This is a genomic window from Pseudomonas fragi, from assembly GCF_025426255.1.
Classification (GTDB): Bacteria; Pseudomonadota; Gammaproteobacteria; order Pseudomonadales; family Pseudomonadaceae; genus Aquipseudomonas; species Aquipseudomonas kulmbachensis.
The window spans coordinates 2,576,260-2,602,220 of the sequence record NZ_CP104861.1; the positions used below are offsets into that span (position 1 = coordinate 2,576,260).

The following is a 25,961-nucleotide window of genomic DNA, read 5'->3' on the forward strand; positions in this document are numbered from 1 at the left end:
CAACTTGCCGTTTGCAGCTGCTTTTAAACCTTGAACTGGCGTAGTTGCCCATTGAGCTGCACGCTTAACTCCTTGAGGTGCGCGCTGGCGGTGCTCGATTGTTCGGCCGCATGGGCTGTGCCCTGTGACAGTTCGGCGGCCCGGGTTACATTTTGGTTGATGTCTTCCACGACATGGGCCTGTTGCAGTGTGGCGCTGGCAATCGAGGCGTTGAGGTCGTTGAGGTTGTTCAGGGCCTGGCCAATGCTGGTCAGGCTCTGTCCAGCTTGGGTGGCCTGCTCGATGGTCAATTGCGAGGCGCGACTGCTGCTGCCAATCACATTCACCGCCGCTTCGGAGTGTTTTTGCAGGCCTTCGATCATGGTCTGGATTTCAGCCGTGGATTTCTGTGTGCGCTGGGCCAGCAGTCGAACCTCGTCAGCCACCACCGCAAAGCCACGACCTTGCTCGCCTGCGCGTGCAGCTTCGATCGCCGCGTTGAGGGCCAGCAGGTTGGTTTGATCAGCTATCGAACGGATCACCTCCAACACGCTGCCGATTTCGCTGCTTTGGGTGGCCAGGGTGCGGATCACCTCGACTGCCTGATTGATGGTGCCGGACAGTTGGTCGATCTGCTGCAGGCTGCTGTCGATGTTCTGCTGACCAAGCTCAGCTTGCGACTGGGCACCGCGCATTTCACTGGCCGCGTGCTCGGCGTTTTTGGCGACCTCGTGCACGGCGTAGGTGACTTCGTTGATCGCCGTCGCCACCTGATCCATTTGCAGCGCTTGCTGCTGGCTGCGCTGTTGTGCGTCGGTCGCGTCGTTGCCCAGCTCAGCCGAGGACTGGTCCAAGGCTGTGGCGGTGGACTGCAAGTGGCTGATTACATTTCGCAGTTTGGCGGTGAAGGCATTGAAGTGTTGCGCCAACAGCGTGACTTCATCCTGGCCGTGGGTATCCAGGCTACGGGTCAGATCGCTTTCGCCGCTGGCAATATTGGCCATGGCCTGCACCGCCTCTTGCAGGGGGCGCACGATGCTGCGGGCAATCAGGGTAACCAGCAGCGTCATGATCAGCGCGATGCCAAGGCCTGCCCAACTGGCCTTCCAGGCTTGTGCCTGGAACTCGGCCTGCATGTCATCGATATACACACCAGAGCCAATGACCCAGCCCCAGGGCTCGAACAGCTGTACATAGGAGGTTTTTTGCACCGGTGCGTCGGCACCCGGTTTTGGCCAGCGGTAGTCCACCATGCCGGCGCCCCTGGTTTTGGCCAGGTTGGCCATTTCGTTAAAAATCGCGAACCCGTCGGGGTCCTTGATACTCGACAGGTCTTTGCCGTCGAGCTTGGGGTTGGTGGGGTGCATGACCATAAAAGGGCGCAGGTCATTGATCCAGAAATAGTCGTCATGGTCATAGCGCAGTTTGCTGATCACGCTCAGCGCCTGTTGTTGCGCGGCTTCACGGCTTAAACTGCCTGCCATTTCGAGGCCATGGTAATAGCTGAGAACACCGCTGGCCGCTTGCACCACATGCTGCGTCTTCTGGGCTTTACCTTGATACAAATCGTCATGTATCTGCTTTAGCATCAGCAAACCCAACGCCAGCAGCATGGCGATGGCCACGATCAAAATCAGCCATAGACGTCGGCTGATGGATAACCCGCGCAGGGTATTCATAACTGGTCACTCCTGGTTTTTTATTCTTGTGGTGATTCACTGAACCGCCTTCTGGCCTGCATGTCTTAGCAGCGAAAGTGGAACGTGTCTGATAGGATCTCGGCCGAAATTGGCAAAGCTGCATCTTTATTGATTTCTGACAGTTTTTTCACACCGTTCTGGGGAACATGGCGCACCTGTAACCCACTCCAGGGCAGCGGTTGCAAACACTTAATCAAGACTAATCAGCTCTGCATGAGGCAGGGCTTTATGGGGGAATAATGGATCTTTGGACTGCCGCTCAGGCGTTGATACTTGGCGTCGTTGAAGGCTTGACGGAGTTTTTGCCGATTTCGAGCACTGGCCACCAGATTATTGTGGCCGACCTGCTTAACTTTGGCGGCGAGCGCGCAATGGCGTTCAACATCATCATCCAGCTGGGCGCGATTTTGGCCGTGGTCTGGGAGTTTCGCCGCAAGATCATCGATGTGGTCGTCGGTTTGCCCACCAAACCTGAAGCACGGCGCTTTACCACCAACCTGATCATCGCGGTAATGCCAGCGGTGGTATTGGGGGTGATTTTCGCCGATGTGATCCACGAGTATCTGTTCAACCCGATTACCGTTGCCACGGCACTGGTGATAGGTGGTGTGATCATGTTGTGGGCTGAACGCCGCCAACATGTGATTCGCGCCGAGACAGTGGACGACATGACCTGGAAAGACGCGGTAAAAATCGGCTTCGCGCAATGCCTGGCGATGATTCCAGGCACTTCGCGTTCGGGTTCGACGATTATCGGCGGCCTGCTGTTTGGCTTGTCGCGCAAGGCGGCCACCGAGTTTTCATTCTTCCTGGCGATGCCAACCATGGTTGGTGCGGCGGTGTACTCGGGTTACAAGTACCGTCACCTGTTCCAGCCTGACGATTTGCCGGTCTTTGCAATCGGTTTTGTGACCTCGTTTATCTTCGCGATGATCGCGGTACGCGCATTGCTGAAGTTTATTTCGAACCATAGCTATGCGGCCTTCGCCTGGTATCGCATTGCGTTTGGCCTGCTGATTCTGGCCACCTGGCAGTTCGGCTGGATCGACTGGTCTGCGGCGTCGGCGTGAAGAAACAGGTTAAAGAACGGCGCGAGCCGGTTGCTGCCCGCGAGCAACATGGCGCGCCGATCCGTGGTTTGAAGCTTAAGCTGCTGGTGTTGGCGCTGCTCTGTGCGTTGCCCCTGGGCGGCTCGGCAAGCCTGCTGCTCCACGGGGTTAGCCGGGTGCCGCTGTTGGTCTATGGGGTTGCCAGCGCCCTGGCGTTTGGCCTGTATTGGTACGACAAGCAACAGGCCAAAGCAGGGCAGTGGCGTACCCCGGAGAAGGTCTTGCACGGGGTTGAGCTGCTTGGCGGCTGGCCGGGGGCATTGGTGGCACAACAGATGTTTCGCCACAAAACCCGCAAGCTGTCCTATCAGGTCTGGTTCTGGCTGATCGTGGCGGTGCATCAGGTGGTATGGATTGATGTTTTGTTCCTGAAACTGACCTTTCTCGATCTATAGCGATCAGAGCAGCAAACCGATCTGACGCTTTTTCGCCAGCTTGCTGACCACCAACTGGTGGGAGCGGCGCAACAGCTCCTGCAGTTCTGCAGCGCCCATCGGGTAGGGCGCTTGCATGTTGATCCAGTACGCCCGCGCCAGATACGGCGACGGGCGTATGCCTGGACGGTCGATATAACCTAGAAACAGCTCCTTCTCGACCTTGAACGAGAGTCCGTCGCTATTCAGGTTGAACAGGGCAAACATTTTGCTCTCTTCGACAAAAAACACCTCAACACCACCCCATTTCACTGCTTCCTGAGCACCGGGCAGGCTACGGCAGAATTCGGCTACATCCTGTTTGGTCATGCGGCTCATAGCAGTTTGTCTCCACAGCTTTCGAATGATTCGACCAAGTGATCGATCCAGGCCCGGACCGCAGGCATCACTCCGCGTCTATGCGGGTAGACCGCATGCAGCCAGCCACCGGGCAAGGTCCATTTTGGCAATAGTTGAACAAGCTGGCCATTCTGTAGTTCCTGTTCGCAATACATCATTGGCAGCACGGTGAAGCCCAGACCGTCCAGGGTGCAGGCTTTGCGCACGATAAAGTCGTCAATCCCCAGCCGCGCTTCAAGTACCAGATTGCAGTCCTTGCCGTGTTCATCAAGCATGCGCAAGTGGACCATACGATCCGCCTCGAGCGCTCCCAGCAACGGGACGTTTTTCAGGTCGTCAGGATTGCTGACAGGCCACTTGCCGGCAAACTCGGGGGTAGCCACCATCACGGTGCGGGCCTGACGCAGCCGCCGGGTCACCAGCAACGGGTCCTCATCACCTTCTTCGCGCACGCGCAAGGCCACATCGATGCCTTCGGTGACCAGGTCAACGCGCCGGTTGAGCAGGCTGACTTCCAGTTGTACCAGGGGGTAGGCCAGCAGGAACGAGCTGATTACACCGGGCATAAATTCATGGGCCAGGCCCACCGGGCACGTAACACGCAGGCGCCCGCGTGGTTCACTGGACATGCTGGCAACAGCCTCGTCGGCCATTTCGGCCTCCAGCAGCATGGCCTGGCAATGGCGCAAGTAGCGTTCACCCACCGCAGTCAGTTTGAGCTGGCGGGTGGTGCGTTGCAGCAGGCGGGCGCCGAGGCGTTCTTCCAGTTCGGCGACCCGGCGCGACAGGCGTGATTTGGGAACGCCCAGCAGGCGGCCAGCCGCGGCAAAGCCACCGGCTTCGACAACCTTGGCGAAGTAATAGAGGTCATTCAGGTCTTGCATGGCGTGCTCACTGTCCTACAGGTAGGACGAACTATCGCACGATGGCTGACTTATCGTCGATTGCTTTCATCGGTAGCATTACCTCCATCAGATCGCCCAGTGCGGTCCTCATCTGGAGATCACCATGAAACTTTTGCATATCGATTCGAGCATTCTGGGCGACAACTCGGCTTCGCGTCAGTTGAGCCGTGAAGTGGTCCAGGCCTGGCAGGCTGCCGACCCGCAAGTTGTCGTCAGTTACCGCGATCTGGCTAGCGAGGCCATTGAGCATTTTTCGGCCGCGACCCTGGTGGCTGCTGGCACACCGGCCGAGTTGAGGGATGCGGCGCAAAAGCACGAAGCGCAATTGAGTGCTGACACCTTGGCGCAATTTCTGGCGGCTGACGCGGTAGTGATCGCGGCACCGATGTACAACTTCACCATTCCAACCCAGCTCAAGGCCTGGATCGACCGTATTGCGGTTGCCGGCCAGACGTTCCGTTACACCGAAGCCGGCCCTGAAGGCCTGTGTGGCAACAAGAAGGTAATCGTAGTGTCGACCTCTGGCGGTCTGCATGCTGGCCAGGCGACAGGTGTGGCCCATGAGGACTACTTGAAAGTGATGCTGGGCTTTATGGGGATCACTGACATCGAGTTTGTGCGCGCCCACGGCTTGGCCTATGGCGACGACGTGCGTAGCAAAGCGATGAACGATGCTCATGCGCACATTAAGCAGGATCTGTTCAGCGCAGCGTAAGTTATCTGAACCGCGGCAACAGCTAAACTCTGTACTCTGGACGTCTAGAAATGACCAGAGTACGGAGTTTTTTGCGTTTGGCTTGGATTATGCAGAGTTGAGGGTCAACGCTCTGGCATTGCCGGTTGCAAGTCACACGCTAGCCAAGGTGAGCATCGATGATGCGTTTATGTGTGGTACTGGGATTACTGCTGGCATATTGCCCTCTTGTGGTGCAGGCCGAACCCGCGGTCCAGTGGGGCGTGGGTTTTCATCGCCTGAATTTTCTCGACCCGCTGGATGAGCAGCCCATGCGCGCCATCGCCTTTTATCCTTCCAGGGAAGCCGAAGGGCTGACGAAAATGGGCGGCTATGAGGTCGAGGCCACTGAAGACGCCAAGATTGCAATGGGCCGCTACCCGCTGCTGATGCTCTCTCACGGCAACACCGGCACGCCTCTGGCATTGCATGACCTGGCCACGTCACTGGCGCGTAAGGGCTTTGTAGTGGTGGCGGTGTTGCATCCTGGTGACAACTATAAAGACCACAGTCGCCTGGGCACTCTGAGCAACCTTTATGGGCGACCGATGCAGATATCGGCGGCCATCAGCGCGACATTGGCTGACCGCAGCTTGTCACCTTATGTCTACGACGACCAGGTAGGGGTGATCGGCTATTCGGCGGGAGGGGAAACCGCATTGATCCTGTCTGGCGCCCAGCCTGATCTGGACCGTTTGCGGCGCTACTGCCAGGAGCGCCCGGATGACCATGATGCCTGCACGACAAAGGGTGAGTTGATTGCTGACCGCGATGACCTTGTGCCTGTGGCTGATTCTCGAGTGCATTCACTGTTGCTGCTGGCGCCGCTGAGCTTGATGTTCGGCAGGCAAACACTGGCAGATGTGCATGTGCCTGTGCTGCTGTACAGCGGCGAAAACGACAAACTGGTGTTTCCCGATAAAAACGCCGATGCTCTGGCGCGCAAGCTCCCGACAGAACCAGAGTTCAAAGTGATTCCCGGTGCCGGGCATTTTGTATTTATGGCGCCGTGCAACGATGAGCAAATGGCCGCAATGCCTGGTTTGTGTACGGATGCCCAAGGGGTTGATCGAGAGGATATCCATCGCGACCTGATTTACGAGGCGGGCCGGTTTTTCAGCAAGACTTTGCAGGCCCACCCGCACACTGGAATGCGTACTGCCGACCAGTGATCTAAGCAGCCGCGCGCCGCGCCAACCCCAGACTCAACAGCAAGCCCATGCAACACATCACTGCCGCGCTGAAGAAAATCCACGGATAACCCATGTTCAGCGCAATGGCCCCCATGATCGGCCCCGCAATGGCCAGCGCCAAATCGAAAAACACCGCATAAGCACTTAGCCCCGCGCCTCTGCTTGAGACCGGCACTTGCTTGACTGCCTCAACGCCTAGCGCCGGGTACACCAGTGACAGGCCAAAGCCGGTCAGACCAGCGCCAATCAGGGCATAGCTGGTCGAGGGTGCCAGCCACAGCAATATCAGGCCGACGGCTTCGATGCTCATACAGCCGATCGCCACGCTGTAGCCGCCAAAACGATTGATGCTATTGGTGAAAATCAGCCGCGCAAGAATAAAACACACGCCGAAAACCGACAGGCAATAGGCCGCCCCTGTCCAACCGCGATCGATATAAAACAAGGTAATAAACGTGGTCAGCGTGCCATAGCCAATGGAGGCCAGGGTCAGGCTGATGCCGTACGGGGCAATCAGGCTGAACACCGACCAAAAGGGCAGACGTACGCCGCTGATTATCGGTATGGATGGTTTTTTGCGAATCAGCAGCAACGCCAGTAGAGCCAGCAGTAGCAGGGTCACCCCCAGACTGGCGAAGCCCAACTGGTCGATCATCACCACACCCAGCGGTGCCCCAATGGCGATAGCGCCGTAGGAGGCGATGCCGTTCCAGCCAATTGCCCGGGCGGTGTGTTCAGAGCCGACCTGGGCGATCCCCCAACTGATCGTGCCGACACCGATCAGGCCTTGGGCGATGCCGAGAAAAACCCGGCCGACAATCAAAATGCACAAGCTCAGCAAAGGCCAGCCTTGAAGCGCCACTGCCAGGGAGGTGAGCACACCGCTTATGGCGATCCCGATCAGGCCATAGACGATGGCGGGCTTGGTCCCGAGGCTGTCTACCAGTCGCCCGGCCGAGGGACGGCTGAGCAGCGTTGCCAGGTATTGCGAAGCGATGGTCAGCCCCGCGACCACGGCGCTGAAGCCCAGTTGGTCATGTACGTAGCCCGGCAGCACGGCAATCGGCAGGCCAATGCAGATAAACGCAATGAAGGTGTAAAACACGATCGACAAAATTTGCAGGGTGACCGACAGGGAGCTCGTGGGGGAGGGGTGTTGCGCAGGCATAAGCACATAATCCGGCTGACGATCGATGATCGGCATGATGGCGCGGCGTCGGGATAAATGAAAGCAGGCTAACTATGTACGCTCCCACAAAACCTGCGGGAGCGAGCTTGCTCGCGATGCAGGCGCTGCGGTTTGTCAGGTAACCCGTCTTAAAACGAAAAACCCCGTCACCAGGACGGGGTTTTCGTTACGACTAGTTGCTTAGCGATACGGGGTGTCTGAAATCAGAACACAACGCCTTGGCTGCGCAGGTAGTCATCGTAGGTGCCGCTGAAGTCGATCACGCCGCTTGGGCTCAGCTCGATAATACGAGTGGCCAGCGAGGATACGAACTCACGGTCATGGCTGACGAATACCAGAGTACCCGGATAGTTCTCGAGTGCCAGGTTCAGTGCTTCGATGGATTCCATATCCAAGTGGTTGGTTGGTTCGTCCATGATCAGCACGTTGGCCTTTTGCAAGATCAGCTTGCCGAACAGCATGCGACCTTGTTCACCACCGGAAATCACTTTGACTGACTTGAGGATGTCATCGTTGGAGAACAGCATGCGGCCCAAGGTGCCACGTACCATTTGCTCGCCTTGAGTCCACTGGCCCATCCAGTCGAACAGGGTCATGTCGTCTTCGAAGTCGTGGGCATGGTCCTGGGCGTAGTAGCCCAGCTCCGCAGCGTCAGTCCACTTCACAGTACCGGCATCCGGGGTCAGTTCGTTGACCAGAGTGCGCAGCAGGGTAGTTTTACCGATACCGTTCGGGCCAATGATCGCGACGCGCTCGCCGGCTTCAACGGTGAAGCTGAAGTCCTTGAACAGAATCTTGCCATCAAAACCTTTGGCCATGTGCTCGACCATGACTGCCTGGCGGTGCAGTTTTTTGTTCTGTTCAAAGCGGATGAACGGGCTGACACGGCTCGAAGGCTTGACCTCGGCCAGGGTGATCTTGTCGATCGCCTTGGCACGGGAGCTGGCCTGCTTGGATTTCGAGGCGTTGGCCGAGAAGCGGCTGACGAACGCTTGCAGCTCGTTGATCTGAGCCTTTTTCTTGGCGTTTTCCGACAGCAGTTGCTCGCGCGACTGGGTGGCGACAGTCATGTACTCGTCATAGTTGCCCGGGAACAGACGCAGTTCGCCGTAGTCCAGGTCAGCCATGTGGGTGCAGACACTGTTCAGGAAGTGCCTATCGTGAGAGATGATAATCATCAGGCTGTTGCGCTGAGTCAGAATGTTTTCCAGCCAGCGGATAGTGTTGATATCCAAGTGGTTGGTTGGTTCGTCGAGCAGCAGTACTTCAGGGTTCGAAAACAGCGCCTGAGCCAGCAGAACACGCAACTTCCAACCCGGCGACACTTCGCTCATCGGGCCGTTGTGCTGTTCGATACCAATACCCAGGCCCAGCAGCAGCTCGCCAGCGCGGGATTCGGCGGTATAACCGTCCATTTCTGCAAACTCGGTTTCGAGTTCGGCAACGGCCATGCCGTCTGCTTCAGTCATTTCCGGCAGCGAATAGATGCGATCGCGCTCGGCCTTGACCTTCCACAGCTCCTCGTGACCCATGATCACGGTGTCGAGAACGGTGAATTCTTCGTAAGCGAACTGGTCCTGGCGCAATTTACCCAGACGCACGTTCGGCTCCAGCATGACCTGGCCGCCAGACGGTTCAAGATCATCGCCGAGGATTTTCATGAAGGTGGACTTGCCGCAACCGTTGGCACCGATCAGGCCATAACGGTTACCAGCACCAAATTTTACGGAAACGTTCTCGAAAAGCGGCTTTGCGCCGAACTGCATCGTGATGTTAGCTGTGGAGATCAAAGGGGTTACCTATCAAGGAGTTACGCGGTGTGCTTTTGTCGCTTGGGCCAATCCTGGGCCATTCAAGAGCTTTTCCATCTCATCCCGATCACCGCTAGGGTTAAGCCAGCGCGCATAAGTAAAGAGCAACATTTGGACGCTACGGCCAAGTTGCTGAGCAATAAAGGCGGGATTCATGCCGGACATTGAGCATATTGTCGCATAGGTGTGACGACAGTTATATGGCAGGTGGTAGCGTATCCCCGGCTTTTCTTGGGCAAGATGCCTTTGGTGGCGCAAAACAGGGGTTTATTTACCGGGTAGGCTCATTTGTGACGCAAGGAGCCATAGGGTAATTCTCTACTGCCCATCCAGCTATGCCATGAACGATGCCGACAGGCGGGGGCGAGCTGGATTCTGCAGGAGAGCATCTGATGCTGGGTGGCGCTAGCGGCGTTGTGGTACGCCGTTGGCACCTGTGAGCCAGAGCTGTGTTGGCCAAGACTGATAATAAAAGAATAAGTATATTCTTTTTAGTTAATTGACTTGTTGCTGTCTTGTAAGCAACAGCCTCAAGTAAGAGTTGGTTTTAACAAGCCTCACACGAGATGCTGCCCAATAACTTTACAGTAGGCCGATCAACGGTTTATTCGAATTTTTTTGTGCGTTACTTCACATATAAAGGTGCCCGTATCGCCGCGGAGTACGTAAAGGGCAGCCCTGTAGGCCGCAGAAGCGCGCGAGCAGTGCAGATCGCGCAACTTGCGGTATGCCCATTTCCAGCCACGCTTAGTTGTTACGGTCATATGACTCTTCCATAAATGGCATTATGACATGAGTGTAACAGAGCGTTATAAATAAGAAATGTGTCTGAGCAGGTTTATTTTCGATGAATAACGTAAATATATTAAAAATTAAAGGCTTATAGCGCGTTTCGAATGCATTAAATTATGAATGTAATCCATATGAGTTGCGCACCACGTTAGTGCGCTCTAAAACATGGCTATGCACTCGATTGGGCGCTGACGGTAATTTCCTTTGGCCAGCGCTGGCCCAGATGCTCGGTCAAGTAATCCATAAACGCTTTAACTTTGGCAGTTATGGCTGCGCGATCCTGAACACAGGCATATATATCCAGCGGTTCGGCGCTAGATTCACTCGATTCATGGCTGTGCTCAAGCAGGGCAACCAGTTGGCCTGATTCGATCCAGGATGCAGCTACGAACTCGGCCAGACGTGCGATCCCGGCGCCGTGGATGGCCATTTGAGCCAGCGCATCGATATCGTCACTGATCGCGGTGAAATTCAACGTTGCGTAATAGTGCTCCCCCTCGCGAATAAACCCCCAGCGCAACAGCCGTCCGTCCAACGGGTAGCGAAAGGCCAGGCAGGCATGTTGCTGGAGTTCTTCAGGGGTCCGCGGGATGCCGGCGCGCTCCAGATAGGCTGGGGATGCGCAAACTACAAAAGGGATTGAAGCAATTTTGCGCGCTACGATGCCTTCTTCCAGTTGCGGTTTGATCCGCAGGCTCAGGTCGATCCCATCCTGAATATGATTGATCTTGCCATCGGTGGTGCGCAGCTCAAGGGCCAGGCGCGGGTGGCGTTCAGCAAAACCGGCAATCAATGGCGCCAATACATGCCGCCCGAAGGCGGAGGACGCTGCAATACACAGCCGTCCTTGAAGCTCGGTTTCGCCAGTGCTAATGGCCATTTGTGCCGAATCCAGATCTGAAGCAATGCGCTGCACCCGCGCGAAGTACAGCGCACCGTTTTCGGTCAGCGCCATACTGCGCGTGGTGCGTTGTAGCAGACGCGCCCCCAGATGCTCTTCCAGGCGGTTGATGGTCTGGCTCACAGCTGGTGCGCTAACCCCCAGGTTTTTGGCTGCCCCCACGATGGAGCCTGTTTCTACCACTTTGATAAAGCAGGCAATCGCCGCTAACAGGTTCACGTTGGTTGGCTCCCAAAGGCTATTCGTAAGTTTTTCTTTATAAAGTAACTATGCGTAAGCGTCTAGTTGCCTGTTTTTGATCTTGTTAAGGTTCATGCCTCCTGAAATTCAACGCTTAAAAGGGCCTGTCATGACATCAAAAGCATCTTCCGATACCGCTTCTACGACACGTTTCAAGCTCACAGCACGTGCTACGCCGTACGTGTTCGCTTTTTACATGGCAACGATCATGGCGTTTTTGATGTCGCTGGTGATCACTGCAGCAAACTCCGGGATTGAGGGTAATTTCCTAAGCAATGCGCTGCATGCCTATCAGTTGGCGATGCCTGTCGCGTTCCTGTGCATTCTGGTGGTACGCCCAATTGTGACCAAGCTGGTATTTTTCACGGTTCATCCGCACCGCTAGTCAGGAAACGCTTTTTGTGACCTGCGGCAAGGGCGCGCCTGAAAAAGGCTGCTTAACTGCATCAATGATTTTGAGGGCTGCCGTGAGGGGTGCACCTGAGTGGCAGCTGTTGATGATTTTTGATCCGGTAAAGGAAAGCCATCATGAAAGCGCTCACCTATCAGGGGCCTGGCGAAAAAGCCTGGGCCGATATCCCAAAGCCGGTCATTGATAAACCGACTGACGCCATTGTACGAATCCTCCACACCACCATCTGCGGTACGGATTTGCACATTCTCAAAGGCGATGTGCCAGAAGTTACCCAAGGCACAGTTTTGGGTCATGAAGGGGTAGGGGTGGTAGAGGCAGTCGGCTCGGCCATACGCAATTTCAAGCCCGGTGACCATGTCCTGATTTCATGCATCACCTCATGTGGCAGTTGCGCCAACTGTCGCCGCCAGATGTATTCCCATTGTGCTGATGGCGGCTGGATCCTGGGGCATCTGATTGACGGCACCCAGGCTGAATATGTGCGTATTCCCCATGCCGATAACAGCCTGTATCCGGTGCCGGCAGGCGCGGATGAGGAAGCCCTGGTAATGCTGAGCGATATTTTGCCCACCGGGTTTGAAATTGGCGTACTCGCGGGCAAGGTCAAGCCGGGTGACAGTGTTGTGATCGTTGGTGCGGGCCCAGTAGGGATGGCTGCGCTGCTGACTGCACAGTTTTACTCTCCGGCTCAGTTGATCATGGTGGATGGCGATACCAATCGGCTCGAAGTCGCCTTGCGCTTTGGAGCTACAGATGTCGTCGATATCAATACGCAAAATGCGGTTGAGCGTATTTTCGAGCTGACCCAAGGGGTCGGGGTAGATGTTGCAATTGAAGCGGTAGGCATCCCGGCATCCTTCGATACCTGTCAATCGGTGATCGCTCCGGGCGGGAGTATCGCCAACGTTGGGGTTCATGGAAAAAGCGTTGAGCTGCATCTGGAAAAACTGTGGATTCAAAACGTCACTATTTCAACCGGGCTGGTCAACACCAATACAACGCCCATGCTGATGAAAACCGTGCAATCCGGAAAAATCGATGCAGGCAAGTTGATTACTCACCGCTTTGCACTGTCTGACATCCTCCAGGCATATGAGGTGTTCGGGAACGCGGCAAAGGAGAAGGCGATGAAAGTTATTCTTTCTCAATAAAAGCAAACGCATTACCACCCAGCCGGCTGGGTGAGCAGATGGCTGAATCAGGGGCGAGCTTATAAAGTTATCGCGCGCGAGTTGGTGTGGCTTGATGTTGAGTGTTAAATATTATCAGGTCGGCGCATGGCGATGAAGTTGCTGATAAGTTGGTTGTTTTTTTGACAGACACAACATTCGATACTATGTTCTTTGCGGCAGAACACATGTTACTGAATCTTTGAAAATAGGGATATTTATATATGAAGAAGCACATTCTGTTTGTGGGCGCTGTGGGTCTGGTTGCACTGTCTTCGTTGGTTCAGGCTGAAACCAAACAACCCGTCGCACAGTGGACGTGCGCTGATTTCCTGGCGGTGGACGAAAGCTTCCAGCCGACCGCCGTGGGTTTGGGTGAAGCCATTAACAAAAAAGGCAAAGTTGAAGATGCAGTACTGGATGTAGACGGCATCGCTAAAATCACCCCGCTGGTGGTGACTGCCTGCAAGGAAACCCCAAAAGAATCTTTCGTGTCCAAGCTCAAGGCTGAATGGGCCAAAGTCAAAAAAGACGTATAACCTCGCGCCCCAGGCCTGTACTTCGCAAGAGTACAGGCTGCCCCTATGCTTGAGCCCACCTGCGGCTAAAAACTCCCCAGCTGTTGTGAATTTCCTGCCCGGTTACCCCTCTATATAAAGACAGGCCTGCCTTGCTGGTCAGAAGGGCGTAGTAGACTACGCTGGTTTTATCTCTAACTGTCGGGGAACTCTATGTTAATCAGATCATTAGCCGAACTTGATCGCATTCGTGACGAGTGCAGGTCCATGGTCACCAAACGCTCCGCAGTGTCGGCAGGTGCCGCCGCAATCCCGCTGCCGGGCCTCGATATTGGCACTGATGTGGCGCTACTGGTTGAGATGTTGCCCGCGATCAACGGTAAATTCGGGTTAACCCCGCATCAGATCGAGCAAATGGACTCGCGCTCGAAACGTTTGATTATCGTGGCTGTCACCGGTATTGGCAGTGAAGTTATCGGCAAGTTCATCAGCCGAACGCTGGTCATGTCGCTGGTACGCAAGATGGGCGCCAAAGTGGCGACCAAGTCAGTGATTCGCTTCGTCCCGTTTGTGGGCCAGGCGGTGGCTGCCACCATCAGCTTCGGGGTGATGAAAATGGTCGGCAATGGCCATATCGAAGACTGCTATCAAGTTTGCCGCGAGGCGCTTCTGGCGCAAGCGCGAGAGTCAACAGTGATCGAGATTGGCCCTGAAATCGACACCTGACACGTTTATTTGACCGTGAAACCGAACCTGTCACTCACAGGGCCATCAAAGGTTTAAGGTCGACCAGAAATGGAGGGTGTGATGCATACGGTTAAATTCAGTCTTTTGCTGCTGATAGGGGGGATACTTACCTTCCAGGCGCAAGCGGGTTCAAATGTCACGGATGGCTCAACGCCAACTAACCGCAGCGCGCTGATGGCGCAAAACACCCCGTTAACCAATACCCCACCCGCGAATAATGTCATCCAGCGCATAAATCCCAACAGCCGTCAGGGCTCGGGACCTTCAGTGCCCGGCCCAAGAGGACCGTCGACCGTCCCCATGCAGCCAAACCAGGGCATCGACAACGGCAGAATAGGCAATGGTTACCAGCGAAACCAAGCGCCCCCTCAGACCCTCAAACCGACCGCTCCGTCGCTACAACCGCGAGACAAACCATAATCGAACAAGGAATGACTGATGTTGAGAAAAACCTTGCTGGCCACGTTGTGCGCCGCTTCGCTGCTCAACGTTACGTTATCGGTTCAGGCCGATGCGCAGAAGACGTTTGCTTCCGAGGCTGGAACGGTTACCGCAACTGCGATCGTAGAAGGGCTTGATCATCCGTGGGCGCTGGCTTTCCTGCCTGACAAACAAGGCATGTTGGTGACCGAACGCCCAGGTAACCTGCGCGTTGTAAGCCCTGAGGGCAAACTATCGGCGCCGCTATCGGGGGTGCCAAAGGTGTGGGCCAAAGGGCAGGGCGGCCTGCTCGATGTGGTGTTGTCGCCAAGCTTTGCCGAAGACCGACTGGTGTATTTGTCGTACGCCGAAGGAGGGGAAGATGGAAAAGCGGGAACCGCCGTTGGCCGCGGACGCTTGTCGGATGACTTGACCCGTTTGAGCAACTTTGAAGTGATTTTTCGTCAGCAACCCAAGCTGTCTACCGGCAATCACTTTGGCTCACGCCTGGTGTTCGACCGTGACGGTTACCTGTTTATTGCCCTGGGCGAAAACAACCAGCGCCCGACCTCGCAGGACCTCGATAAGTTACAGGGCAAGGTTGTGCGCATCTACCCGGACGGACGTATCCCCAGCGATAACCCTTTTGTCGGCCAGAAAGGCGTGAGGCCGGAAATCTGGTCATACGGGCATCGCAATCAACAGGGCGCTGCGCTGAACCCATGGACGGGGACCTTGTGGACACACGAACACGGTCCCAAGGGGGGAGATGAAATCAACCTGATCGAGCGCGGCAAAAACTATGGTTGGCCGCTGGCAACTCACGGCGTTGACTACTCTTCACTGCCGATCTCCGAAGCTCAGGGCAAAACCGCCGAAGGCACACTTGGCCCGCATCACGTATGGGAGAGGTCGCCCGGCATCAGTGGCATGGCCTTCTACGACTCGGACCGTTTCAAGCCTTGGCAGCACAGCCTGTTTATTGGCGCCTTGGCAGATCAAGAGCTGATCCGGCTACAACTGAGCGACGACAAGGTAGTGCATGAGGAACGCTTGCTGGGTGATCTCAAGGTACGTATCCGCGACGTACGCCAAGGCCCGGATGGTTATTTGTATGTGTTGACCGACGAGGACGATGGCGTGCTGTATCGCGTGGGTTTGCAGTAGCACCCAGTAATCTTGTAGGAGTGGTTTGCTCGCGACACCGGTAACGCGGTTGATCCGAGATAGCGCGGTGCTTTCATCGCGAGCAAGCCCGTTCCCACGGAAACAAATCAGGCAGTGCTTATTCGCTCACAGCCTGCTTGATCTGCTTGGAGGCCGACCAGATCCGGTAACGCACTTCGATACCCTTGGGCACGTACACCACGATTGGCAGCTTGCTGTTGTAGCGCAACATGAAACCTTCACCCACGACCGGCACAAACTCGGGATGCGCCTTGCCTTCAGGGCAGGCCATCATGGTGCTCATGGGGCCGCTGACCTTGCTCAGGCGATACATCGGGTAGCCCCAGCCCTTGAGGGTCTTTTCTTCCAGCTTACCGCCCAGGCGCTGCTGATTGCAGTCGACCTGCAAGGTCTTGCCCGCGATGATTTGTACTTTGAAGTCGTCTTCATTCTTCTGTTTTGGCAGTTGAATGACCTGACGGCTAAAGCCCGCTTCGGCTTTAGGGTAGGGGGCGACGTCTTCCAGTTTGGCGGCGTTGGCCACGCTGCACAGCGTACTCAGGGAGAGTAATACGGCTGCACTGATCACCAGTGGTTTCATGCTGCTTCCTTATTTCAGAACTAAAAATGTATACCCAGGTGAATTAAACAACGTGTCTGGATCAATATCAGACAACGAATAGTGCATTAAAGTGCAAAACAGAGCACGTGGCGTGGATAGATTGCTTCTCGCCAATGTCGAACTGCCAGTAAACTGTTTTTTTTCCTCCGAATCATTAATTTCCCGAGGTTTTGCATGACACTCAGTCCTCTTGCGGGCAAACCGGCTCCCGTTCAGTTGCTGGTCGATATACCGCGACTGGTGACCGCTTATTATACCGGTCAACCCGATGCAGCGATCGCCACGCAACGGGTCGCCTTTGGTACTTCCGGGCACCGTGGCAGTTCGTTTGAGCTGAGCTTCAATGAGTGGCATGTGTTGGCTATCAGCCAGGCCATTTGCCTCTACCGTCAAATGAAGGGTATCAACGGCCCACTGTTTGTCGGTATCGACACCCACGCACTGTCGACCCCAGCCGGTGCCAGCGCCCTGGAAGTGTTTGCCGCCAATGGCGTCGAAACCATGATTGCCGCGGGCGACGAGTACACCCCGACGCCAGCCATTTCCCACGCAATTATCTGCTACAACCGTGGCCGCTCCACCGGCCTGGCAGATGGCGTGGTGATTACACCGTCGCACAACCCGCCTGAAAGCGGTGGCTTCAAGTACAACCCGCCTAACGGTGGCCCGGCCGATACCGATGTCACCAAATGGATCGAAGCCAAGGCCAATGAACTGCTGGCGGCCAAACTGGCCGGGGTCAAGCGCATCAGCTATGAGCAGGCACTCAAGGCCAGCACCACGCACCGCCATGACTACCTGAACACCTATGTTGCCGATCTGAAAAACGTGATCGACATGGACACCCTGCGCGGTGCCAATTTGCGTCTGGGCGTCGACCCGCTGGGTGGCGCCGGTGTGCGCTACTGGTCGGCGATTGGCGAACACTACGGTCTCAATCTGGAAGTGGTGAACACCGCGGTCGATCCGACGTTCCGCTTCATGTGCGTGGACTGGGATGGCCGGATCCGCATGGACCCGTCCTCCAGCTACGCCATGCAGGGCCTGATCGGGCTTAAAGAGCGTTTCGACGTGGCATTCGCCTGTGACCCGGATCACGATCGTCACGGCATAGTTACGCCATCAGGCGGCTTGTTGGCGCCGAACAACTATCTGGCTGTGTCCATCGACTACCTGTTCCAGAACCGCCCGCAATGGCGCGCAGATGCTGCGGTTGGCAAGACCGTGGTCAGCAGTGGCTTGATTGACCGCGTTGCTGCGCGTCTGGGGCGCCGTCTGTATGAAGTGCCGGTAGGCTTCAAGTGGTTTGCCGACGGCCTGTTCGAAGGTTCGTTGGGTTTTGGCGGAGAAGAAAGTGCCGGGGCTTCGTTCCTGCGTCTGGACGGCAGCGTCTGGTCGACCGACAAGGATGGCTTGATCCCATCGCTATTGGCCGCAGAAATGACCGCTCGTACTGGCCGTGATCCTTCGCAGCTGTACCAGAAAATGACTGAAGAGCTGGGCCTGCCGTTCTCGACCCGTGTCGATGCCAAGGCTACCCCGCAGCAGAAAGCCCTGCTCGGCAAGTTGTCACCCGAGCAAGTCAAGTCAACGAGCCTGGCCGGTGAAGCCATTACCCGGATCCTCAGCCATGCCCCAGGCAACGACCAAGCGATTGGCGGGCTTAAGGTAATGACCGAAAACGGTTGGTTCGCAGCACGCCCTTCGGGCACCGAAGACATCTACAAAATCTATGCCGAGAGCTTTATCGGTGACGAGCACCTGAGCCGCCTGGTCGAGGAAGCGCAAGTGCTGGTAGATACTGCCATCGCCTGACAACCCAAAAAAAAGCCTGACCCCGCAATGGGGTCAGGCTGATTGTGGGTGATCCAGCCGCTATCAGCCCTTGCTGTTGAGTTGCACCACTTGCTGCATCTTTTCGTTGCAGGCACGGGCTTGCTGGAGCATCGCTTCGAACGGCGCGCTCATGATCTCGTCGTGACTTAACCAACTGTGCTTTTGGGTCATGGAGTACAGGTAGCGATACTCATCCTTGTTACGCTTGCTGCTCAGTTCCATATCAAACCACGGCGAGCTCACGGAGCAGGTGTTGATTGGTTTGCCAACCCTGGCACCTGACAACGTGATGTCGTAGGTGACTTTCTCCGGATCCGCCATATACAAATCAGCCAGTTGCCCGGTGCGGCGATAGTTCATCAGGCTGTCCCAGCGCTCGCTCATAAACGCCGGCTTGTAGATTTGCTGCCCGGACAGGTTTTCCAGTGCCCGCAAATTAGTCAGGGTGGCGTGTACCTTGTAACGCTCGGGCACCACAAAGCCGGTTTTCTCGCGGCTGATCTTGCAGTCGCTGATTTCCTTGCCAAAGTGATTGCACAAGTTCAGATCCGTGGCGGAAACCCCTGAGTCGGTGTCGGCATAGCTGAGCTGCATCAGCGTCATCTGGCCCATTTCGACTTCAGCGGTGGTGCGTGCCTGGCCATCGCGGTTGAAGTGCTCGAACTTCTTCACGGCCATGCTCAGGCTCGGTGCTGCTTCGGGGATGTGATCCTGACGCACCTTGCCTTCGGCATCGACGACCAACGCCCAGCGATTCTGGATGTCGGGCATGCTGCGACCCGGCAAGAACACCGGGTTGGTTGGGTCAAGCCACCAGACCTGGCCGTCGACCTGGGCCCTGACGATTGCATGATTCGCTGAGCTGGTGCCAGGCAGCAGCAGACCCAACGGATTGCTGCCGCGGCTGACCCAGCTGGTTTCAGCCTGGATGCCGCTGGCCTTCAACATGGCAGTCAGCAGTATCGAAAGGTCTTTACAGTCGCCGTAACCACGCTCTTCGATTTCACTCAGGGTAAATGGCACATAGCCGCGATCTGTGGCGCGCCAGTCGCCCAGATAACGGTACTGATCGTGGATAAATTGCATCAGACCGGACACTTGTTGCGCGGGCGGCAAACCCTTGAGGCCAGACACGGCTTTGGCGGCGTTAGCAGGCAGCTTGGCAGCCAGAATTTCGTTGTAGCGTGTGGCCAGGTTGCCAAAATACTCCTGCACCTGGTTTGAGCTGCCGATTTCAACCCGTGGCATCTCACGGATATAGGCGTTCCCGGCTTCATTGATGTAATTCACGAAACGCGGTTTTTTCTGCTCGATCACCAGTGTCTTGTTGTCTGCAGACGGGGTGAACGTGAAGTCTTCCATCAGCTCACTGCGCCAGACAATCGGCTGCTCGGCGGTAAAAGTACTCTTGAACCCATCGGAGCGCACAGGGGTAGGGCCGAACATCATCAGGTAATGGAAGTGCTCCATCAGCGGTTTTGCCGCCGTATGCTCGCGCACGGTGTAAGTGATCCGGGTGCCAATGCGCAGGTTCGGGAAAGCAATCGAGGTTTGTCTGGCCCGTAAAAAGCCCTGATCCGGGTTGGGCGCCATGCGCGTGTCGATTTGCGATTGGGCAAGTGCCACCGGCTTGGCACCGGGTTGTGTCGATTGGGCGTCGATGATCTCCAGTTGATCTGTCTCGGGAAAACTGAAGTCAATACGCGACAGCATCTCTCGCCCATTGTTGGTGAGGATGGTGTAGCGGTAGGTCGTGGTGCAATCGGTGCTGGTATCTTTGTTGAAATGGCAGGCTCTTTGGGTTTCGCCCGCCAAGGCAGCCTCTGATTCTGGTTGCAACGCCGCGAAAGACGGCAGGCTGATAATCCCCAATGTTGCGCAAATCAATGATTTGCTGAAAGTAAAGCGGTGCATGAGCGCCTCAGGTCATTCCCTTTAAACAGCACCCTGCGACGTTTTGATTTTCTTTAAGTGGAGTAACAGGGTGCTGCGCGAACCGCGGATGATAATTGATCGCAACTGTATTTTCTACATTGTCAGACAATAAATATCGACAAAAGGCCCGTGCTAGAGCCTTTGTCGAGGTTTTTACGCTGTGGGGAGGGGGTGTTTGTGGGAGCGCTCCTGCTCGCGAAGGCCTCAAGAGCGTCGTGATTATCCAGTAAAGATCTTCGCGAGCAGGCTCACTCCCACAGCAGTACCGCTCGCTTAAGTGAGGGCTTAGATGTCCAGAATGATCTTGCCGAAATGCTGGTTGGTTTCCTGGTACTTGAACGCTTCGACAATCTCGCTCAGCGGGAAATGACGATCGATCACGGGGCGCATGCCGTTGGCATTGATCGCACGAACCATGGCCTGCTGCTGGCTGCGGCTACCGACCAGCACGCCTTGCAGGCGTACTTGCTTGATCAGCATCGGCACGAAGTTCATTGCGCCGGTTACGCCGCTGAGGATGCCAATGATTGAAATGTGGCCGCCCACCCGAATCGCAATCATCGATTGCTCAAGGGTCGCTGGGCCGCCTACTTCAATGATGTGATCGACACCGCGACCACCAGTAAGGGCCAGGGCAGTTTCGCCCCACTGGGCGTCCTTGCGGTAGTTGATCACGTGATCTGCGCCCAACGCCTTGAGGCGCTCCAGTTTCTCGTCGCTGGAGGAGGTGGCTATCACCGTGGCGCCAGCCATTTTGGCGAATTGCAGGGCGAAAATCGAAACCCCGCCGGTGCCTTGTACCAATACCGTGTCGCCAGGCTTGAGGGCGTCATCAGCCATCAGCGCGCGCCATGCGGTCAGGCCTGCGGTGGTCAGGGTTGATGCTTCGGCATGGCTGTAGCCGGTGGGAGCGAGGGTGAACGAAGTGGCCTGGGCGGTCACTTGCTCACGGGCGTAGCCGTCAATGCCGTCACCGGGGACGGTGACAAAACCTTCAACCAGCGGTGTGCCGTCGATCCAGTCCGGGAAAAAGGTGCTGACTACCGAGTCGCCAACCTTGAACTCGCTCACCGCAGCGCCAACGGCAATCACTTCGCCCGCGCCATCGGCCATGGGGATGCGCTTTTCGCTCGGCCCCCACATGCCGCTTACAACTGCAAAGTCATGATAATTCAGAGAGTTAGCGTGTAAACGTACAGTGATTTCACCGATACCGGGGGCACGCGCTTCGCTGCTGCCAACCACTACATTCTGATAACCGCCGCCGGGTTGGACGAAGATTGCTTTAGTGCTCATGGGGCTTCCTCATATTTTTACATTGCGCGAAATAACGAAATGTATAAGTAAAAATTACAACTCGATTTTCAGCCTAGCCGCAAAGTCGTCGATCGCCTGTTCATTGCGTCGATAGTAGGTCCATTTGCCGATGCGGGTGGTCAGGACAAACCCGGCACGCTGCAAAATGGCCAGGTGCGCCGAAGCGGTAGAAGGTGACAGCCCGGCCTTGTGCTGCAAATGGGTCACGCATACGCCAATCGCAGGATCACCGTGATCCTGAGGCGGGAAATTGCTGAGCGGGTCTTTGAGCCACTCCATCATTTGCATGCGAGTGTCATTGCCCAGGGCTTTAAGCTGTTCGAGAATCATGGGTGGCCATGCTACGCTTTTTTACGAAATGTTCAACCGGTACTCAACTCCAGCATTCCCACAAGAAATCCCCCGCGACAACCGGCCGCAGACCGGGCGGATGTTTTGCAATTGCAGGTTCAATCCTGTATTTGTTTCGCCATTGAGCCTTGGCCAAGGCTCGTTTGTTTTTTGAATCTGCCCATCAGGAACCATGATGCCTAACCAGTTCCCCGCTGTTCGTCCGCGCCGCTTGCGCCGCTCCCAGACCCTTCGCGACATGTTCCAGGAAACCGAATTCAGCCTCAAAGACCTGGTGCTGCCGATTTTCGTCGAAGAAGAAATCGACGACTTCGTGCCGATCACCAGCATGCCGGGGGTGATGCGGATTCCTGAGTCGAAGCTGGCCGGTGAAATCGAGCGTTATGCCCGTGCGGGTATCAAGTCGGTGATGCTGTTTGGTGTTTCTCACCATCTGGATGCCACCGGCAGCGATGCCATGCGTGAAGACGGCCTGGTTTCGCGCATGGTACGTATCAGCAAGGATGCCGCACCGGACATGGTCGTGATGAGCGACACCTGCTTTTGCGAGTACACCTCCCACGGTCATTGTGGCGTGATGCACGACCACGGTGTCGACAACGACGCGACCCTGATCAACCTGGGCAAACAAGCGGTAGCTGCCGCCGCTGCAGGTGCAGACTTTATCTCACCATCCGCTGCCATGGATGGTCAGGTGCAGGCAATCCGCAGCGCACTGGATGGTGCCGGTTTTATCGACACCTCGATCATGGCGTACTCGACCAAGTTTGCGTCAGCACTCTACGGCCCGTTCCGTGAAGCCGGTGGCAGCGCGCTGACAGGCGATCGCAAGTCGTACCAGATGAACCCGATGAACCGTCGTGAAGCCATTCGCGAGTCGTTGCTTGACGAACAGGAAGGCGCCGACGTGTTGATGGTCAAGCCAGCCGGTGCTTACCTGGACATCATTCGCGACATCCGTCAGGCCTCGCATCTGCCTCTGGCCGCGTATCAGGTCAGCGGTGAATACGCGATGATCAAATTCGCCGCCATGGCCGGTGCCATTGACGAAGCACGGGTTGTGCGTGAGAGCCTGGGCTCGATCAAGCGTGCCGGTGCGGACATGATCCTGACCTACTTTGCGATGGACCTGGCATTGCAGGGCATCTAAGCGGTTAGCTTAAAACGGCCAGTTAGAGACTTGCTTCTGACTGGCCGCCTGCATTTGACGATGGCCTTCAAACACAAGGAATGCATCCATGCACAGCGCTCGGCTCGAACGGATTTTGATCACTAACGACGACGGCATTGATGCCCCCGGCCTTGAAGCGCTAGAGGCAGTGGCACACGAGCTGGCGGATGAGGTCTGGGTAGTGGCACCGGACCATGACCAAAGCGGCATCTCCACGGCCATCAGCATTCACCACCCGTTGCACGTCACCAAGCGCGGTGAACGGCGGTTTTCGGTTTCCGGGACGCCTGCCGACTGTGTCGCGATGGCGTTGCAGCAGTTGATGGACCAGCCGCCGCAGTTGTTGCTCTCAGGTATCAACAAAGGTGCCAATCTGGGGGTTGAAACGCTGTATTCCGGCACTGTAGGCGCGGCCATGACCGGCTTGTTGATGGGCGTTCCGTCCATTGCCTTGAGCCAGTATTTCACCCGTCGCAGCTCGGTACGTTGGGACACTGCCCGCACATTGGCCCCAGGGGTGATTCGTCAATTGCTGGGTAAAGGCTGGGAGCAATCGGCCTGCCTGAACATCAACTTTCCGGACGTACCGGCAGAAGAGGCCGGGCCAATACAAATCACCCGTCAGGGCGCCGGGCGCATGGAGGGAGTGGACGCCATCGAACGCACCGATTTTCGCGAGGCCAAGTACTACTGGCTGAGCATTACTCGGCACCAGCACCCGGAAGCGGCCGACACCGAAACCCAAGTCGTCACCCAGGGCGGCATCTCGGTCACCCCCCTGCAATTTGACCGCACCGCCATTGCCTTGCGCGAGCAACTGCGCGCGGCCACCCAAGTCACTTAGGCCCAGTGTGCCGGGTCATCGACGATGGCCTGGTGTCCTTCCAGTACTTTGGGTATTTCCTGCTTCAAAAACTCGACCCAGGTTTTGACCTTGGCATCCAGAAATCGCCGGGAAGGGTAGAGCGCGTAGATGCTTTTCTCATGCAGCCGATACTGCGGCAGCAAGCGCACCAAAGAACCACGCTGATAAGAACCTACCGCCACGTAGTCGGGTAGCAGGCACACCCCGAGCCCGGCCTCGGCCGCTTGCGCCATGGCTTCGGCCACGTTGACCTGAAATACGTTGCCGGGGCGGATCACTTGCTCGCCCTGATCATCGCGAAAGGTCCAGCTGTCGGTAAACAACGGGTCCACAAGATGCAGGCAGCGGTGCTCGTGCAGTTCGTTGGGGGTTTTCGGGATGCCCTGGCCCTTGAGGTACGACGGCGCGGCACTGATGACGCTGAAGATGCTGCCCAGTTGCTGGCCGACCAATTCCGAGTCCGGCAAGTTGGCAGACAGGGTAATCACCACGTCATGGCCTTCTTCAAGCAGGTCTGGCTGGCGCTGCGAGAGGGTCAAGTCGACGTTGACCTGCGGGTAAAGCTCCGTGTAACGGGCCACCAGTGGTGCCAGCAACTGGATGCCCAGCCCGGTGGTGGACTGCACGCGTAAATGACCACGCGGGATCAGGTGCGCACCGGCAGCTTCGGCATTAGCGTCCTCGATTTCCCCAAGAATCATTCGGCAGCGCTCCAGATAGCGCGCTCCCACTTCGGTCAGCGCCAAACGTCGAGTACTGCGTTGCAGCAAGCGGGCTTGCAATGAGGATTCCAGCTCAGACAACAACCGCGACGTCTGTGCGGTGGAATAACCCAGCGCCTGTGCCGCGGCGGTAAAGCTGCCGGTCTCGACCACGCGGACAAACACCCGCATTGCCTGAAAAATATCCATCCTGATTATTACCTCACACGTAAGCGTGCTTTCTTGTGGCGGCAATAATTACACAGACCAGGCAGGCATGCCGTGTTGCAGTCGTTCTTTGCGGCCAATGCTTCAGGCGAGCACTGCCACCGCCTTGATCTGGGCCCAAAGTGCTTGCCCGGGGTACAGATGCAACTGGTCACGTGAGAAGCGGGTGATTCGAGCCAACAGGGTGGTGCCGTCAGCATCCAGGCGCACCAGCACATGGGCCCGGTTATCGGCGGCAGTTTCGCTGACCACCGTCACCCGCAGGCAATTAAGAATGCTGCTGTGTTCGCCAGGCACCAGGCTCAGGCTGATGTCCCGGGCCTGGACCTTGACTCGCAGGGTCTGGCCAACAGCCAGCGATGCATGCGCGACCCGCAACTGCTGGGTGCTACCAGGCAGTTGCAACGTCAGAAGCTGATAGTGCAGGTTGTAATGGCAGACCTGCCCGCCAATCACCACCCCAGCGTCATCGCCCCGTGCCAAAGGCAGGTCGAGCCTGGCCAGGGTTTCGCCGATAGGGCCGCTGGCAAGTGCCTTGCCTTCCCTGAGCAACACAATATGGTCGGCGAGGCGCGCAACTTCATCCTGGGAGTGGCTGACGTAGAGCACCGGAATATCCAGCTCAGCGTGCAGACGTTCGAGATACGGCAGAATTTCGCGTTTGCGCTGGTTGTCCAGCGCGGCCAGGGGTTCGTCCATCAGCAACAGTTTGGGACTGGTCAGCAATGCACGGGCGATACCGACCCGCTGACGTTCGCCGCCCGACAAGTTATTCGGTGCGCGCTCCAGCAGGTGGGTGATGCCCAGCAGCTCGGTGGCGTGGGCCAGATCAACCCGGCGCTCATGGCGCGCAATACGCTTGAGCCCGAACTCCAGGTTGGCCCGTACCGAGAGGTGAGGAAACAGGCTCGCCTCTTGAAAGATGTAGCCCAGTGCGCGTTTGTGCACCGGGACAAAGTGATCTCGCTGGCTGTCTTGCCAGACTTCATCGTTGATCTGCACATAGGCCTGGGTAGCGCGTTCAAGACCGGCAATGCAGCGTAGACAGGTGGTCTTGCCAGAGCCGGAATCACCGAAGAGCGCGGTCACCCCCTTGCCGGGCAGTTGCAAGTCCAGATCCAGGGAAAAACCTGGATAGCTGTGCTGCAGTCGAAGGTTGATCTGCGACGTCATG

The 25,961-nt window shown here is 56.6% G+C and carries 24 protein-coding genes and 1 pseudogene; 12 read left to right on the forward strand and 13 right to left on the reverse strand.

Annotation, left to right across the window (positions count from 1 at the left end):
- Nucleotides 1-23 precede the first annotated feature (23 nt).
- Complete coding sequence (locus N7D90_RS11675; protein WP_261742305.1) at nucleotides 24-1,658, reverse strand: methyl-accepting chemotaxis protein; 1,635 nt, start codon at nucleotides 1,656-1,658, stop codon at nucleotides 24-26.
- A gap of 260 nt (nucleotides 1,659-1,918) precedes the next feature.
- Here N7D90_RS11675 and N7D90_RS11680 point away from each other — a divergent pair, with 260 nt between their 5' ends.
- Together N7D90_RS11680 and N7D90_RS11685 are read left to right on the forward strand one after the other, a co-directional pair.
- Entirely contained in the window at nucleotides 1,919-2,749 is an 831-nt protein-coding gene (locus N7D90_RS11680; RefSeq protein WP_261742306.1) for an undecaprenyl-diphosphate phosphatase, read from the forward strand.
- Nucleotides 2,746-3,183 (forward strand): DUF1294 domain-containing protein, encoded by a 438-nt coding sequence (locus N7D90_RS11685; RefSeq protein ID WP_261742307.1) that lies wholly within the window; start codon nucleotides 2,746-2,748, stop codon nucleotides 3,181-3,183. The genes N7D90_RS11680 and N7D90_RS11685 overlap by 4 nt, the downstream gene beginning before the upstream one ends.
- A gap of 3 nt (nucleotides 3,184-3,186) precedes the next feature.
- Here N7D90_RS11685 and N7D90_RS11690 read toward each other — a convergent pair whose 3' ends face one another.
- Both N7D90_RS11690 and N7D90_RS11695 read right to left on the reverse strand, forming a co-directional pair.
- Complete coding sequence (locus tag N7D90_RS11690) at nucleotides 3,187-3,531, reverse strand: MmcQ/YjbR family DNA-binding protein (RefSeq protein ID WP_261742425.1); 345 nt, start codon at nucleotides 3,529-3,531, stop codon at nucleotides 3,187-3,189.
- 5 nt (nucleotides 3,532-3,536) lie between these two features.
- Complete coding sequence (locus N7D90_RS11695) at nucleotides 3,537-4,445, reverse strand: LysR substrate-binding domain-containing protein (RefSeq protein WP_261742308.1); 909 nt, start codon at nucleotides 4,443-4,445, stop codon at nucleotides 3,537-3,539.
- Nucleotides 4,446-4,569: 124 nt separating this feature from the next.
- Here N7D90_RS11695 and N7D90_RS11700 point away from each other — a divergent pair, with 124 nt between their 5' ends.
- Nucleotides 4,570-5,181 (forward strand): FMN-dependent NADH-azoreductase, encoded by a 612-nt coding sequence (locus N7D90_RS11700; RefSeq protein WP_261742309.1) that lies wholly within the window; start codon nucleotides 4,570-4,572, stop codon nucleotides 5,179-5,181.
- A gap of 158 nt (nucleotides 5,182-5,339) precedes the next feature.
- Nucleotides 5,340-6,371, forward strand: coding sequence for an alpha/beta hydrolase family protein (locus tag N7D90_RS11705; protein ID WP_261742310.1), 1,032 nt, complete (start codon nucleotides 5,340-5,342; stop codon nucleotides 6,369-6,371).
- 1 nt (nucleotide 6,372) lies between these two features.
- Here N7D90_RS11705 and N7D90_RS11710 read toward each other — a convergent pair whose 3' ends face one another.
- The 4 genes and pseudogenes from N7D90_RS11710 to N7D90_RS11725 form a co-directional block, all read right to left on the reverse strand.
- Nucleotides 6,373-7,560, reverse strand: a complete 1,188-nt coding sequence (locus tag N7D90_RS11710; protein WP_261742426.1) for an MFS transporter — start codon at nucleotides 7,558-7,560, stop codon at nucleotides 6,373-6,375.
- A gap of 224 nt (nucleotides 7,561-7,784) precedes the next feature.
- Nucleotides 7,785-9,371 (reverse strand): ABC-F family ATPase, encoded by a 1,587-nt coding sequence (locus tag N7D90_RS11715; RefSeq protein WP_261742311.1) that lies wholly within the window; start codon nucleotides 9,369-9,371, stop codon nucleotides 7,785-7,787.
- 12 nt (nucleotides 9,372-9,383) lie between these two features.
- Nucleotides 9,384-9,614, reverse strand: a pseudogene (locus N7D90_RS11720) (site-specific integrase); the annotation flags it as partial.
- A gap of 739 nt (nucleotides 9,615-10,353) precedes the next feature.
- Entirely contained in the window at nucleotides 10,354-11,304 is a 951-nt protein-coding gene (locus N7D90_RS11725; RefSeq protein WP_261742312.1) for a LysR family transcriptional regulator, read from the reverse strand.
- A gap of 130 nt (nucleotides 11,305-11,434) precedes the next feature.
- On the opposite strand from N7D90_RS11725, the gene N7D90_RS11730 reads away from it, so the two are divergent.
- From N7D90_RS11730 to N7D90_RS11750, 5 genes are all read left to right on the forward strand, one after another.
- Nucleotides 11,435-11,710, forward strand: coding sequence for a DUF2798 domain-containing protein (locus tag N7D90_RS11730; RefSeq protein ID WP_261742427.1), 276 nt, complete (start codon nucleotides 11,435-11,437; stop codon nucleotides 11,708-11,710).
- A gap of 143 nt (nucleotides 11,711-11,853) precedes the next feature.
- Complete coding sequence (locus tag N7D90_RS11735; protein ID WP_261742313.1) at nucleotides 11,854-12,891, forward strand: zinc-dependent alcohol dehydrogenase family protein; 1,038 nt, start codon at nucleotides 11,854-11,856, stop codon at nucleotides 12,889-12,891.
- Between the two features lie 242 nt (nucleotides 12,892-13,133).
- Complete coding sequence (gene hdeA / locus N7D90_RS11740; RefSeq protein ID WP_261742314.1) at nucleotides 13,134-13,448, forward strand: acid-activated periplasmic chaperone HdeA; 315 nt, start codon at nucleotides 13,134-13,136, stop codon at nucleotides 13,446-13,448.
- A gap of 246 nt (nucleotides 13,449-13,694) precedes the next feature.
- Nucleotides 13,695-14,153, forward strand: a complete 459-nt coding sequence (locus N7D90_RS11745; RefSeq protein WP_261742315.1) for a hypothetical protein — start codon at nucleotides 13,695-13,697, stop codon at nucleotides 14,151-14,153.
- Between the two features lie 459 nt (nucleotides 14,154-14,612).
- Nucleotides 14,613-15,761: a PQQ-dependent sugar dehydrogenase gene (locus N7D90_RS11750; RefSeq protein ID WP_261742316.1), complete on the forward strand. Its 1,149-nt coding sequence runs from the start codon at nucleotides 14,613-14,615 to the stop codon at nucleotides 15,759-15,761.
- 118 nt (nucleotides 15,762-15,879) lie between these two features.
- On the opposite strand, the gene eco is transcribed toward N7D90_RS11750, so the two are convergent.
- Nucleotides 15,880-16,362 (reverse strand): serine protease inhibitor ecotin, encoded by a 483-nt coding sequence (gene eco / locus N7D90_RS11755; RefSeq protein WP_261742317.1) that lies wholly within the window; start codon nucleotides 16,360-16,362, stop codon nucleotides 15,880-15,882.
- Nucleotides 16,363-16,557: 195 nt separating this feature from the next.
- Between eco and pgm the strand changes: the two genes are divergently transcribed.
- Nucleotides 16,558-18,198 (forward strand): phosphoglucomutase (alpha-D-glucose-1,6-bisphosphate-dependent), encoded by a 1,641-nt coding sequence (gene pgm, locus N7D90_RS11760; protein WP_261742318.1) that lies wholly within the window; start codon nucleotides 16,558-16,560, stop codon nucleotides 18,196-18,198.
- 63 nt (nucleotides 18,199-18,261) lie between these two features.
- Here pgm and N7D90_RS11765 read toward each other — a convergent pair whose 3' ends face one another.
- From N7D90_RS11765 to N7D90_RS11775, 3 genes are all read right to left on the reverse strand, one after another.
- Nucleotides 18,262-20,133 (reverse strand): DUF3857 domain-containing transglutaminase family protein, encoded by a 1,872-nt coding sequence (locus tag N7D90_RS11765; RefSeq protein ID WP_261742319.1) that lies wholly within the window; start codon nucleotides 20,131-20,133, stop codon nucleotides 18,262-18,264.
- 306 nt (nucleotides 20,134-20,439) lie between these two features.
- Nucleotides 20,440-21,450 carry a zinc-dependent alcohol dehydrogenase family protein gene (locus tag N7D90_RS11770; protein ID WP_261742320.1) on the reverse strand — a complete coding sequence of 337 codons (1,011 nt, stop codon included), beginning with the start codon at nucleotides 21,448-21,450 and terminating at the stop codon, nucleotides 20,440-20,442.
- Between the two features lie 54 nt (nucleotides 21,451-21,504).
- Nucleotides 21,505-21,801 carry an ArsR/SmtB family transcription factor gene (locus tag N7D90_RS11775; protein ID WP_019822791.1) on the reverse strand — a complete coding sequence of 99 codons (297 nt, stop codon included), beginning with the start codon at nucleotides 21,799-21,801 and terminating at the stop codon, nucleotides 21,505-21,507.
- Between the two features lie 196 nt (nucleotides 21,802-21,997).
- On the opposite strand from N7D90_RS11775, the gene hemB reads away from it, so the two are divergent.
- Nucleotides 21,998-22,972, forward strand: coding sequence for a porphobilinogen synthase (gene hemB / locus N7D90_RS11780; protein WP_261742321.1), 975 nt, complete (start codon nucleotides 21,998-22,000; stop codon nucleotides 22,970-22,972).
- Nucleotides 22,973-23,060: 88 nt separating this feature from the next.
- Nucleotides 23,061-23,837: a 5'/3'-nucleotidase SurE gene (surE, locus tag N7D90_RS11785; RefSeq protein ID WP_261742322.1), complete on the forward strand. Its 777-nt coding sequence runs from the start codon at nucleotides 23,061-23,063 to the stop codon at nucleotides 23,835-23,837.
- Here the strand turns inward: surE and N7D90_RS11790 are convergent.
- Nucleotides 23,834-24,769 carry a LysR family transcriptional regulator gene (locus N7D90_RS11790; protein WP_261742323.1) on the reverse strand — a complete coding sequence of 312 codons (936 nt, stop codon included), beginning with the start codon at nucleotides 24,767-24,769 and terminating at the stop codon, nucleotides 23,834-23,836. The genes surE and N7D90_RS11790 overlap by 4 nt on opposite strands.
- Nucleotides 24,770-24,871: 102 nt before the next feature.
- On the reverse strand, nucleotides 24,872-25,960 hold the full coding sequence (gene modC, locus N7D90_RS11795; RefSeq protein WP_261742324.1) for a molybdenum ABC transporter ATP-binding protein: 1,089 nt from the start codon (nucleotides 25,958-25,960) through the stop codon (nucleotides 24,872-24,874).
- Nucleotide 25,961: the final 1 nt, after the last annotated feature.